The sequence below is a fragment of the Bacillus weihaiensis genome, from assembly GCF_001889165.1.
Classification (GTDB): Bacteria; Bacillota; Bacilli; order Bacillales; family Bacillaceae; genus Metabacillus; species Metabacillus weihaiensis.
In genome coordinates this window covers 599,058-611,496 of the sequence record NZ_CP016020.1, presented here as the reverse complement: position 1 = coordinate 611,496, position 12,439 = coordinate 599,058, and the positions used below count along the sequence as shown (strand labels likewise).

The 12,439-nt window shown below is 36.9% G+C and carries 11 protein-coding genes and 1 riboswitch; of the genes, 5 read left to right on the top strand and 6 right to left on the bottom strand.

The window, feature by feature from the left end:
* Positions 1-39: 39 nt before the first annotated feature.
* The 5 genes from A9C19_RS02840 to A9C19_RS02820 all read right to left on the bottom strand — a co-directional run bounded on the left by A9C19_RS02840 (position 40) and on the right by A9C19_RS02820 (position 7,383).
* Complete coding sequence (locus A9C19_RS02840) at positions 40-1,365, bottom strand: TrkH family potassium uptake protein (RefSeq protein ID WP_158515047.1); 1,326 nt, start codon at positions 1,363-1,365, stop codon at positions 40-42.
* Positions 1,366-1,367: 2 nt separating this feature from the next.
* A complete protein-coding gene (locus tag A9C19_RS02835; protein ID WP_072581713.1) occupies positions 1,368-2,024 on the bottom strand; it encodes a potassium channel family protein in 657 nt (218 codons plus the stop codon).
* Positions 2,025-2,180: 156 nt separating this feature from the next.
* Positions 2,181-2,334: riboswitch (cyclic di-AMP (ydaO/yuaA leader) on the bottom strand.
* Positions 2,335-2,704: 370 nt separating this feature from the next.
* The gene (locus A9C19_RS02830) at positions 2,705-3,931 is read right to left on the bottom strand and encodes a dicarboxylate/amino acid:cation symporter (protein WP_072578553.1); all 1,227 of its coding nucleotides are present in this window, start codon (positions 3,929-3,931) and stop codon (positions 2,705-2,707) included.
* A gap of 137 nt (positions 3,932-4,068) precedes the next feature.
* A complete protein-coding gene (locus A9C19_RS02825; RefSeq protein ID WP_072578552.1) occupies positions 4,069-5,859 on the bottom strand; it encodes a M3 family oligoendopeptidase in 1,791 nt (596 codons plus the stop codon).
* Positions 5,860-6,207: 348 nt separating this feature from the next.
* A complete protein-coding gene (locus A9C19_RS02820; RefSeq protein WP_072578551.1) occupies positions 6,208-7,383 on the bottom strand; it encodes a D-alanyl-D-alanine carboxypeptidase family protein in 1,176 nt (391 codons plus the stop codon).
* 198 nt (positions 7,384-7,581) lie between these two features.
* Here A9C19_RS02820 and A9C19_RS02815 point away from each other — a divergent pair, with 198 nt between their 5' ends.
* Genes A9C19_RS02815 through A9C19_RS02800 form a run of 4 tightly spaced genes read left to right on the top strand, consistent with a single transcriptional unit; the run spans position 7,582 to position 9,733 of the window.
* On the top strand, positions 7,582-8,160 hold the full coding sequence (locus A9C19_RS02815) for a TetR/AcrR family transcriptional regulator (RefSeq protein ID WP_072578550.1): 579 nt from the start codon (positions 7,582-7,584) through the stop codon (positions 8,158-8,160).
* A 3-nt stretch (positions 8,161-8,163) separates the two neighbouring features.
* Positions 8,164-8,505 (top strand): DMT family transporter, encoded by a 342-nt coding sequence (locus tag A9C19_RS02810; RefSeq protein ID WP_072578549.1) that lies wholly within the window; start codon positions 8,164-8,166, stop codon positions 8,503-8,505.
* A gap of 1 nt (position 8,506) precedes the next feature.
* Positions 8,507-8,824 carry a DMT family transporter gene (locus A9C19_RS02805; protein ID WP_072578548.1) on the top strand — a complete coding sequence of 106 codons (318 nt, stop codon included), beginning with the start codon at positions 8,507-8,509 and terminating at the stop codon, positions 8,822-8,824.
* A gap of 15 nt (positions 8,825-8,839) precedes the next feature.
* Positions 8,840-9,733, top strand: a complete 894-nt coding sequence (locus A9C19_RS02800) for an EamA family transporter (RefSeq protein WP_072578547.1) — start codon at positions 8,840-8,842, stop codon at positions 9,731-9,733.
* Positions 9,734-10,485: 752 nt separating this feature from the next.
* On the opposite strand, the gene A9C19_RS02795 is transcribed toward A9C19_RS02800, so the two are convergent.
* Positions 10,486-11,283 carry a DUF2935 domain-containing protein gene (locus A9C19_RS02795; protein WP_072578546.1) on the bottom strand — a complete coding sequence of 266 codons (798 nt, stop codon included), beginning with the start codon at positions 11,281-11,283 and terminating at the stop codon, positions 10,486-10,488.
* A 159-nt stretch (positions 11,284-11,442) separates the two neighbouring features.
* Between A9C19_RS02795 and A9C19_RS02790 the strand changes: the two genes are divergently transcribed.
* The gene (locus A9C19_RS02790) at positions 11,443-12,267 is read left to right on the top strand and encodes a manganese catalase (protein WP_072578545.1); all 825 of its coding nucleotides are present in this window, start codon (positions 11,443-11,445) and stop codon (positions 12,265-12,267) included.
* The last annotated feature ends 172 nt before the right edge of the window (positions 12,268-12,439 follow it).

Here is a 12,439-nt window from a genome sequence, read left to right as displayed (position 1 = left end):
ATATACGCCTAGAGCAGGCCCAATTAGGCCTGCTTATTCTTACCCTGTCAAAATTTCTTCCTGAGGATAGCGGATTTTGTCTTTTGATTTTGTTGCTAAGGAAAACATTAACGTTAATGGACCAAGCTTCCCTATAAACATTGTAAAAATAATCATTTGTTTTCCTATTGCTGTTAGCCCCGCTGTTACCCCTGTTGAAAGCCCTGCAGTACCAAATGCTGAAACTACTTCGAACATTAAATCAAGAAACGGAGTTTGATTCTCCGTTATGTTCAATAGCAGAATCCCTAATATGACGAATAAAATACTTGTCATTGTGATAGCCAAGGCCTTTCCTATCGTGGAGGATGGGATTGTTCTCTTTGCAACTACAACTTCATTTTTCCCCCTCAAAAAAGAAATTGTTGCGAGCGTAATAACTAGAGCAGTCGTAAGTTTAATTCCCCCACCTGTTGATCCACTTCCAGCCCCAATAAACATCAATATCATTATGAAAAAAAGGCTTGTTTCGTCTAATTGACTTATATCTAACGTGTTAAATCCTGCTGTTCTTGGAGAAACAGCTTGAAAATAGGAGGCCCACAGTTTCTCTCCAAAAGTCAACCCCCCTAATGTGTAAGGGTTATGATATTCTATACAAAATAAAAATACCATAGCAATGAGGTTCATTATAAATGTCCCTACAATCATTAGCTTCGTATGAAGAGATAATTTTTTAAAGCTTCTTTTTTGCCAGATGTCTACTAAGACAACAAAACCTATTCCACCAATGATAAAGAGGACTGATATGACGATATTTACTAACGGGTCCCCTACAAATTGCATGAGATTGTCTGGCCATAATGCAAACCCTGCATTATTAAATGCCGATATGGAATGAAAGAAGCTGTAGAATAAACCCTTTGACCAACCAAACTGAGGCACCCAGCGTATAGACAAAAACAGCATGGCCATTAACTCGATGGTAATAGAGAAAAGAAATAGATACTTTACTAGCTTAATGACACCACCAACAGAGGTTTGATTAAGAGCATGCTGGATTAACAATCGTTCTTTTAATCCTATCTTTTTACCCAATACAAGAAAGATAAGCACCGCAAATGACATGATCCCTAAACCACCAACTTGGATAAGGAAAGCAATAATCATTTGACCAAATAATGTAAAGGTCGTTCCAGGATCAACTGTTGCGAGCCCAGTCACTGTCATAGCTGAAGTCGAAATAAATAACGCATCCACCCATTTAATCGAATCGTACGTGGCAAATGGGAGCTTTAAGAGAAATGTTCCTATAGAGATTGAAATGACGAAAATCACTACCAATAATTGAGAGGGATTAAGATTTACGTACCTTTTCATACTCATCGTTACATACCATACTCTTCAAAATCTATCAGATCCTTATTTTTTCCAATTAGAAGTAATACATCACCCTTCTCAATTGTTTCGTCTCCAGTAGGAGATACACAAATCTCTTCCCCTCGTTGAATTCCTACTATATTACACCCATATTTTTTAGGAATGTTTAATTCCTGGATCTTCTTATTATTTAATTTATTCGTAGCAATTAGTTCAACTAAGCTGTACTCCTTTGAGAGTTCAATATAATCGATCATCTTCTCTGAAATAATATGATGGGAAATACGTTTTGCCATATCTCGTTCTGGATGAATAATCTTATGAACGCCAATTTTTTCGAGCACTTTATGATGATAATCATTCTGTGCCTTTGCCCAAACCTGGGGCACACCCATTTCAATTAAAATAAGAGACGTAAGGATACTGGCCTCAATATCATCACCAAAGGAAACAAAAGCATGATCCACATTACGTACACCTAATTGCTTCAAAATGGATTCGTCAATGGCATTTGCTTTCACTGCATGAGTTGCAAAAGGTGAATACTGTTGGATTTTTTCATCATTATTATCTATGGCTAAAACTTCAATTCCTAGTTCATAAAATTCCTTCACTAAGCTTCCACCAAATCGACCTAGCCCAAAAACGGCAAATTGCTTTTTCACTTTCGTTTCCTTCTTTCCAATTTTCTTGTATTTCTTCCTATACGCTATGCTAGTAATTAAAGGATCTACCATGAGACTAGTACAGGTCATCTTAGAACTCTATGTTTTTTCGCACCAAAAAGACACAGAGGTATATTGTATCTGTGTCTTTGCACATAATCAACTCCTCTAACGCTGACGAGGTTAGCTGTCGGATTCGGACTAAGAAGTAGCCCTACAAACGGTTGTTTCGTTTGATTCACCCCCAGAGTTCTTACACTCTATAATTGGTTCCCCCGCTCCTATTATTAGGATTAAGCGATATTGACTTGTTTATTCTATTTACTGGATAAACGTATTCTTACAAATGAGTATGTATAGATATTACTCCTCACTATCTTTACTAGTAAAGGCTGTTTTTTATTGATTACTGTTTATTTAAGGCTAAAATAAATCGTTTAACCGCTTACAGTATTAATTCTCTTAGCGAATCTCACTATTTTGTATCCTCTATTGCCCGTAGCCTCGATAAGAAGCTATAGTCTTTTATTCTACTCAATAATGAACTATCTATTCGGAAGAATGAGACATCGTTAAACTCCCGCAGTTTATTAGCAAGTCAAAAAGGGGTCAGGATATACTCATCCTAACCCCCTTCGGTCTACAGTCTATTCCATGTAACCAACCAACATTTTTAAGAACTATAATTTCTGCGGTTCCATATGCTTCTTTTCTGTTTCAGAAACAACTAACGCACACGCAGCATCTCCAGTGATATTAATTGCCGTACGTGCCATATCTAATAAGCGGTCTATCCCGATAATTAAGCCTATACCAGCTACCGGTAAACCTACAGAGCTTAAGACCATTGCTAAAAGGATTAAGCCTACACCAGGAACTCCAGCTGTACCAATACTTGCTAATACGGCTGTTAAGACAACAGTAACTAGTTCCATTGTGGTTAACGACTCACCATACACCTGTGCGATGAAGACCGTCGCAACACCTTGCATAATTGCAGTACCGTCCATATTAATTGTTGCACCTAAAGGCTGTACAAACCCACTAATTGCTTTAGGGATTTTTAAATTATTTTGCGCTGTTTCCATAGAGATTGGTAGTGTTGCATTACTACTAGAAGTACTGAATGCAACTGTCATAGCAGGTGAGAACTTTTTAAAGAATGTAATCGGATTATACTTCGCAATGAAATATACAGCCGAACCATACGTAATCAGAGCATGAACGACAAGTGCTAAAACAACAACAAACATGTATAAGCCCATTGCTTTAATAGCGTCATAGCCTTGACTACCAACAGCTGTGGCAATTAAACCAAATGTACCATATGGAGCAAATTTCATGATTAAATTAACTAAATACATCATTAATTCGTTACCTTGTTCCACAAATTTACGAATGGTACTCGCTTTTTCCCCCAACATAGTAATTCCGATTCCAATAAAGATTGAGAATGCGATAATTTGCAGCATATTTCCTTCAGCAAATGATTGAATCGGATTAGCTGGAATGATATTTAATAATGTGTCCACTGTTGATGGAGCTTCATTTGCCTCAAATTCTAAACCTTCTGTATTAAATGTTCCTGCATTACCTGGTTGAATTACACTAGATAATGTTAAACCAATAACAATCGCGATTGCAGTCGTAACTAGGAAAAACGCAATTGTTTTGATTCCCATTCGTCCAAGCTTCTTAGGATCACCCAAGCCTGCTACTCCAAGAGTAATAGAGAAAAAGACAATTGGTACAACAAGCATTTTAATTAAGTTAAGAAATATTTGACCAAGTGGAGCAAAAATGAATGTGTTTAGAGTCTCAAATAAATCAGGTGATGTAAAATTAAGAATTAATCCAGTAATTGCACCTAGAATGAGACCAATAATAATCTTCGTTGCTAGCTTCATGCTAACCACCTCTTTTTCAAATTTTATATTCTTTTCCCTTTTATTAGGTTTTTCGAACCTTTTTTTCAAGGATTTTACAAAGGGTACATATTTACTAAAAAGTCACAGTTTTAGAAAGAAATTATACCTTCTATAGATCAGCCTTTATCCTTTGTAAGTTTTATAAACTCTTCTACATCTTCTGTTGCCATTTTAACTGCTTTCTCCCAGAAATCTGGCTTAGTTAAATCAACAGCTAAATGTTTTTTTGCTAAGTCTTCTACAGTCATAGAACCTGTATCTTTTAATAAAGCGATATATTTCTCTTCGAATGATGAACCTTCATAAATCGCATGTGCATAAATACCAAGGGAGAATAAAAACCCAAACGTATATGGAAAATTATAGAACGGTACATCTGTAATATAGAAATGTAACTTTGATGCCCAAAACGAAGCGTGATATTCGTCTAAAGAATCTCCATAAGCCTCTTTCTGAGCTGAAACCATAAGCTGTGACAATTTTTCACTTGATACGTACCCTTGTTTTCTTTCTTCATAGAAACTCGTTTCAAAAATATATCTTGCATGGATATTCATCAGCATTGCTACGCTTCTTTGTAACTTATCATCTAAGAGTGCCAGTCGTTCTGTTTCATTTTCAGCTTGTTTCAGTGCTGCATCACCAACAATCATCTCTGCAAACGTCGATGCCGTTTCTGCAACATTCATTGCATAATCACTATTTAAAGGATGTACATCCTTCATCACATCGGTATGAAATGCATGGCCCAGCTCATGAGCGAGTGTAGAAACATTCGAAGCTGTCCCAGAATAGGTCATAAAAATTCTAGACTCTTGACTTTCAGGAAAGCCTGTGCAGAAGCCACCAGGTGCTTTATTAGAACGATCCTCTGCCTCAATCCACTGATTCTCGAAAGCATCTTTCGTAAACTGTGTTAATCGAGGACCAAATTGATCAAAATGCTTGATGATGAATTGAGCACCTTCGTCATATGTCATCACTGAATCCGCTTGCCCTAACGGTGCCTCTAGGTCATACCAGCTGAGCTTATTTAGCCCTAATACCTTTGCCTTCTGATTTAAATACTTCACAAGAGGCTGTTTATTTTCTGCTATCACTTGCCACATGACATCAAGAGTTTCCTGCTTCATTCGATTCAATGCAAGTGGCTCTTTTAGAGGATTCTCCCAACCTCGTTCTTTATATACGGATAAACGGAAGCCTGCAATACGATTAAGGGTTTCTGCAAACATTTCCTTTTGCTTCTCCCAAGCTTGCTCCCACTTTTCAAAAACATGACGACGAACAACACGATTAGCATCAGACATTTTATTAGCTGCTTGACCGACTGAAAGCATGCTCACTTCGCTTCCATCATGATAAGGTATTTGTACAGCAGCTACTAATAAATCATACAGTTGTTCCCAACCAACGTACCCATTGACTGATAATTCTTGAATAAGCTGCTCTTTATCGACAGTCAATTTTTCTTTAGCGGAATCTCTCATTTCATTTAGGATAAACGACAACTCACATAGTTCAGGCATTTTCAATAGCTTCTGCCACTCATCTTCATCAATGAAGGAAAATAAGTTCTCTAGCTTAAGGACAACCTTGGCAAAAGACGTATCCAAAGTAGTCACTTTTGACTTTAAAAGATTCGCCTGGTAATCAGTTGTATCTTGTGCTTGTAAACAGCCAACAAATGAATGTGCTTGCTCTACTTTCACAGCAATTTTTGAAGTGCTTTCAATTGTAGTTATAAAAAGAGGATGACGTTCTTCGGAAAAACTTGAAGGCCAGTTACTTAATAATTCTTTTACTTGTTCTATGTTTTTTTCTATTTCATCTAGATATTTCGCAAATGATATAGAATGACTTCCATTTTCAAATAGGCTGTCTAAATTCCACGTGTTTTTATACATGTGATTGCCTCCTTTCAATTTATAGAATTTTCCAATAACTTAACAGAGAAGTACATGTTAGCGTGTTACTTCGGGTATTCATTTGTCATTTTTAACTACTTATGTGTAAAAAAGAGACATTGGCAATAGCCCTGCCTCTTTAACACGATTTTACAGTTGAATCTTTACAAGCAGTAAAACATCTATTTAGTCGTTTTGTTAGGTTCAGATAATAAGTCCTCTACAAGGCCTAGTAAGTAAAAGTAGCAGCAAGTCTATTCTTATCCACTTTAAAGAGATTCATAGAGCCACTAGTAAATTATATATGAATAGTTTATATTTTGCAAAGTTGTTTAAAAAGCTAGCCTATTATGTCTTTTTCACTTGCATCAAAAACAACAATGCCATAAGAATTGTAAAGATGATTGCACCTAAAATGAAATATGGTAAAAGATTTCCTTCATGATCATCATCTTCTTCTGCATATATGATCTGATCCTTAAGTTGCTTCTCTTCTTCTTTTGTTTTCACTTCTTCTAGTTGAATGGATTGAAGTAATCGGTCATCCTCTCCTACTATTGTTAATTTCCCATTCTCGGATACCTGTTGATGTACTTCTTCCCCTACTCTTTTTGTGTATGCTATATCAGTAGTGGTGATAAAGGTTTTCTCCTTTTGACTTTGGAATGGCTCATTAGCAAAAATTGTCTCATTTTCAAATTGAGTAAACCCATAATCTAAAAGAGTTATGGCATCTTGGTATGCAAGATTTGCATAGGGTGTATTTAACGTAACAGCAACAAGACTTAGAGAGCCACGCGTTGCTGTTGTCACAAGAGTGAATCCAGATTCATCGACAAAGCCATTTTTTCCACCAGTGATTCCTTCGTAGGATTGATCTCTTACTAGGATATGATGATTAATAAGGGTCGTATCCCATCCTTCACCGTCCCAGTTAAGATTAATTGTGTTAAAGAATTCTTTGAATGTATCATTTTTCATAGCATATTGTGTTATTTTTGCCATATCCTCTGCTGTTGTTACATGCATAGGGTCATATAAACCATGTGGGTTTTTAAATTGCGTATTTTCTACGCCAACCTCTTCCAAAAGAAAGTCATTTAATTCCTCAGCAAATGCTTCAACTGAACCACTAAAATGTTCAGCTATGGCTACACCAGCATCATTACCAGAATTAATCAATAACCCTTGGATTAACTTTTCTAAAGGTACTTCTTCGTCTATTTCTAAATACACCCTAGTTCCATCAACATTTCGAGCGTTTTCACTAGTGGTTACATAATCTTCTAAGTTGCCTTTTTCAATTGCATAAATAGCGGTTGCTATCTTTGTAATACTTGCGGGTGGAAGCCTTTCTTGACTATTCTTTTCGTAAAGTATTTGACCAGAATTCATTTCCATCACGACAGCCGATTCACTTGTAACCATACGTTCATCCTTTAAATTAGCTGCATGGATTAAGGTAGGATGGAAATAGGCAATAGCGAGTAAAAAAATCGTGAGTTGACCATATATCTTCTTCATTCTATTTCCCCTCTTATTAGGTATTACGAAGCCTCTACTAGCATACCAAGTGAGGAATCCAATGTGCAATATGCTCATTTGCATTATGTAGGAAATAATAACTATTTTTATTCATTCCTACTATTATTCTTGACTATTTTGATAAAGGATGAATATACTACGAACTGACGAACGTCAGTCAGGGAGGTTTTAGAAATCATGACTATGGAATCGATTAAAGAGGCTGCATTACTTCTCTTCTCATCTCGAGGCTATGATGGCACCTCACTTTCACAAATTGCAGCAGCTGTTGGTATGAAAAAGCAATCCATATACTCGCATTTCTCTAATAAGGATGAACTCTATTTATCAATTTTAGAGGAAGCCATCTTTATGGAGGAACAATATGTGACACAGTATGTGACGAAGATAGAGAAGAACCAGTTAAAGGAACAATTATATTCTTTTTTACTGGGGTACCGTCCTCGTTATGAGAAGACGGCTTCAACTAGATTTATGCTAACTGTTGCCTTTTCTCCACCCCCACACTTGTATTCAGAGATTATGAAGCAAACATATGACTACTTAGAACGATTAGAGAGGTTATTTTTCTCCGTCTTTGAAAACGATATAGATGAGATTGTTATTCCATCTAACGAAGTGGCCATTGCTTTTACCGGGGTTATGGACTCAGTCTTAATCGAACTCTTATATAGTGGCGATGAAAGATTTCAAAGAAGATTAGAAGCAACCTGGAAGATTTTTTGGCGTGGCATTACTGTAAGTAAGGAGGATTAACAATTGAATAAGAAGTGGTTATACATTTATATAGCGGCGCTGCTTGAAGTTTGTTGGGTGTCTGGTTTAAAATATGCTGATGGTTTATTATCTTGGTCCGCAACCATTATTGCGATTACGCTTAGCTTTTATTTCGTCATTAAGGCAACTAGCTTATTACCTGTTAGTACGGCCTATGCTGTGTTTACTGGTCTGGGTGCTGCTGGCACGGTAATAGTTGAAATCATTTTTTTTGATACACCTTTCAGCTGGATAAAAATAGGATTATGTACGATCCTTATTACTGGTGTAATCGGCTTAAAGATGGTTACTACTAAACAATCCCCTTTGAAAGAGAGTATATAAAATGGACTGGGTATACTTAATAGCGGCAGGCTTATGTGAGGTTTTTGGAGTAAGTGCAATTTCACGATTTAATAAAAAGAAAAGCATAGGCAATCTAATCATAATGACCATTGGGTTCGCTTTAAGCTTTTCACTTTTGTCCTTAGCAATGGATACTATTTCAATGGGAACAGCCTATGCCGTCTGGACAGGGATCGGCACTGTAGGAAGTGCTTTAATTGGGATTTTCTTCATGGGAGAATCCTCAAACTGGAAGCGTCTATTATTTATTTCTATGATTATTTGTTCAACAATTGGGCTGAAATTTTTCCCATATTAAGAAAAGGAGCACAGTATGTCAACATTGAAATATTCACTATACGTATTACTCGGAGCATGCAGCTATGGACTTCTATCTGTGCTCGTAAAACTGGCTTACCAAGAAGGATTTAAAATCGATGAAGTGATTGGTAGTCAATATTTATTCGGCTTTTTCTTCATTTTAATTCCATTTATTTTCTTGAAGAAAAAAGTTACCTTAAAAGAAGGAGTTATGCTTGCTATTGCGGGAACGACAACTAGTTTAACTGGATTGTTATATGCTAAATCTCTTGAAACCATTCCAGCTTCGATTGCTATTGTTCTTCTTTTTCAATTTACTTGGATAGGCATTGTTCTCGATATAATCATCTCGAGGAAATGGCCAGATAAAGAGAAGCTCATTTCCGTTGTTATCTTATTTTTAGGTACCATTTTAGCAAGTGGAGGCTTAACAAATAAGCTCTTTATGTATGAGATATCAGGTATCATTTATGGATTACTATCTGCAGTCTCTTTCGCCCTTTTCATTGTGTTTAGTGGTCGAGTAGCCGTTACTCAAACTTCTATTGTGAGAAGTTTCTTTATGTCAACAGGAGCCTTACTGTTTGTCCTCCTACTGTTTTCTCCTGATTTTATGTTTAATGGTTCTTTAGGTGAAGGGTTATGGGTGTATGGAGCGCTTTTAGGTTTTTTCGGGGTCCTTTTACCTGTTTTATTATTTTCTATCGGTACACCGAAAATTGGAGGGGGGCTTGCTACGATCATTGGGGCTGCTGAGCTACCTACAGCAGTAATTGCTTCCGCTTTAATCCTGAATGAACATGTATCCTTCATACAAGTCATTGGCGTCATTATTATTCTCATTGGAGTAGCATTTCCGCAGCTTCAGTATATGAAAGCGAAAGGAAGAAAACCTGCCAACCTATAAAAAAAGCGCAGGGAGAAAGCTACCGGCGACAAGCATTAGGGAAATAAGGATAGAAGGTGCTAATTGCCTTCTATTCTAAAGTCGCTTGTGAGCTCAAAGCAGTCTTAGCATGACGTCCTGCAAATAGAACTGCACATTAACGTACTATGTGTGCTTCAAGGTTCGCCTGAGTATTCCTTCCCATTTACTGCTTTCTACATGTACCAGTTATATGCTACACGGAGAAGTCCCCATTCCATCGTATTTTTTGGTAGGTCACTCATTAATAAAAATGGCTGCTTTCGTAGAGTATTGCAGATATTTTTTAAAAATTGATAGTGGAATGCTATGGAACGTCTCGTTTTTTACCTTTAACCGAATGAAAAAAGGCTAACCCAAGGTCTAAAATCTAGACTTTTAGGTCCGCCTCTTTTTTAAGGTCATGTTAATGAATATAAGCTATTTTCAAAAAGATTGTTGTCTATAATTAGCTGAGGCTGGGACAAAACAAAGAGCCAGGCACCCTCCGATACAATCTATTGTGTGCACTAGTTAAATCAGTGCGTACATATAGTCGTTACGATAAGGTGCCAGGCACTTCTGTCCCAGCCTCATATAGCCATCATTGTGGTGCCTACTTATTTGATATATTGAGAAGGTACTCTCTTTTTGCGACTTGAAAGCCTTTAGGCTCTAGGAATTCAATTTATGAAATTCATTTGAATAGCAACAAAGCTTTAGAAAAGAGCATTACTCTAAGACATACACTCTCATTACGAGGATTTAGTTCTCGTAGGATCACACGATGGTTGTTTTGTATTTGAGGATTCTGCTACCTTCATTAAATAGTAACATTCCTCTCTCATCATGTGATCAGCCATTAAAGCTGAAAACGTACTTAACACCTCGTTTGTTAATTCCATTTCCTCTACTTCTGCTAAAAACCCTCGAAACAACTCAATTTCAATCTTAACATCTTTATTCATCTTTCTTAGAGCTGGGAAGGAATCTACATTTGCTCGTAAATACCCTGATAATTCAACTGCTTTCAAGTAAAAATCCTCAAAATCTCTTACAAACACATCACTTTTTAGCTTCAGCTGTTTTTCCGTCCGATCAAGAGTATCTGATATAGCCCCTGCATGACCTGCTGCATCCATTAGCCATAATAAATGATGATGTAATTCATGAAAGATCGGAGGTTTCTCCCCTCTTTTTATGTAGCTGAGGACAAGAAGATATTCCTCTAATTCATTAACCATATGATTGATAAACGAAGGCGGTAAGTGGATGGTGATTTTCCCTTCGAGATGTCGTCTTATAATAGATAGCTTATATTTCCTAAATTCTCTTGTATATTGCTCAGCTTCTTCTGTTAAAGCAGATATATCAAAATCGTATTCTTTTGATTTCTTCAATAAAATAGTAAATACTTTTTTATACTGTTTTACCTCGTTAATTGCTTCTTCCTCACTACTTGCTAACGAATCTAAGATAAACGTAGCATGATCACCTAGTATTTGTAACCAGAACTGATGCTCAAAGACTGCGGTTTCTTCAAAAGTTTTCATCCTTCTCCTCCCCGTTCATTCGTTTCTCCACATAGTTATGCTTGAACCACTTAAAATAGTAAAGAAAATTTTGTTAAGATTTCTTTTTCCTGCATAACCCTCTTTTTTTCTTAATATATATATCTTTGTGTTCAAACAATTATAAAGGAGGGTTTCTTCATGTTTTTTCACATCAAGGAACTTCAATACAACGCGAAACCCGATCGCCCAGATGCAGTCTATGCAAAAAAACTTCAAGAAATATTAGGTGGACAGTTCGGAGAAATCTCAGTAGCGCTGCAATATCTATTTCAAGGTTGGGGAACGAGATGTCCTGGTAAATACAAGGATATGATTCTAGATATTGGGACAGAAGAGCTTGCACATGTCGAAATGCTTGCAACAATGATTGGTCGTTTGTTAGACAATGCACCTCTTAAAGAACAAGAGGAAGCTGCAAAAAACCCCGTTATTGAAGCGATACTCGGTGGAATGAACCCTCAACATGCAATTGTATCAGGTCTAGGTGCACTTCCTGTTAATAGCGCAGGTGTCCCTTGGAATGGTGGGTATATCATTGCAAGTGGAAATTTATTAGCCGATTTCCGTGCTAATTTAAATTCTGAATCCCAAGGTCGTTTACAAGCAGTACGACTATATGAAGCAACAGATGATCGTGGTGTAAAAGACATGTTGTCTTTCTTAATTGCCAGAGATCGTATGCATCAAAATCAATGGCTTGCTGCAATTGCAGAATTAGAAGATAAAGAGGGGAAAACGGTTCCTTCTACATTCCCTATGAACCTAGAAGCACAGCAATTCTCATATAAATTTATGAACTTATCAAGGGGAGAAGAAAGTGCTCAAGGTAGATGGGCAAGCGGACCAAGTATGGATGGAAAAGGAGTATTTGAGTATGTTCAATACCCTCAGCCACATGCGCCAAAGCCTGTACCTCGTCCAGCGCCACCTGAATTCCATGATACACCACCTGGTGATTGTTAAAGATTCATTCTTTATAAGAACGGTAGAAGAAGAACATTCTACAATGATATTCAAAATCCTTACTTAGGGGTTTTGTGTTGATTAGAGACTATCTCTTCCCAGCTATACCCTTGGATTTAATACAGGAGAAGAGGAGCAACATCCTGCCTCTTCTCCTTTCCTGTTGGAAATA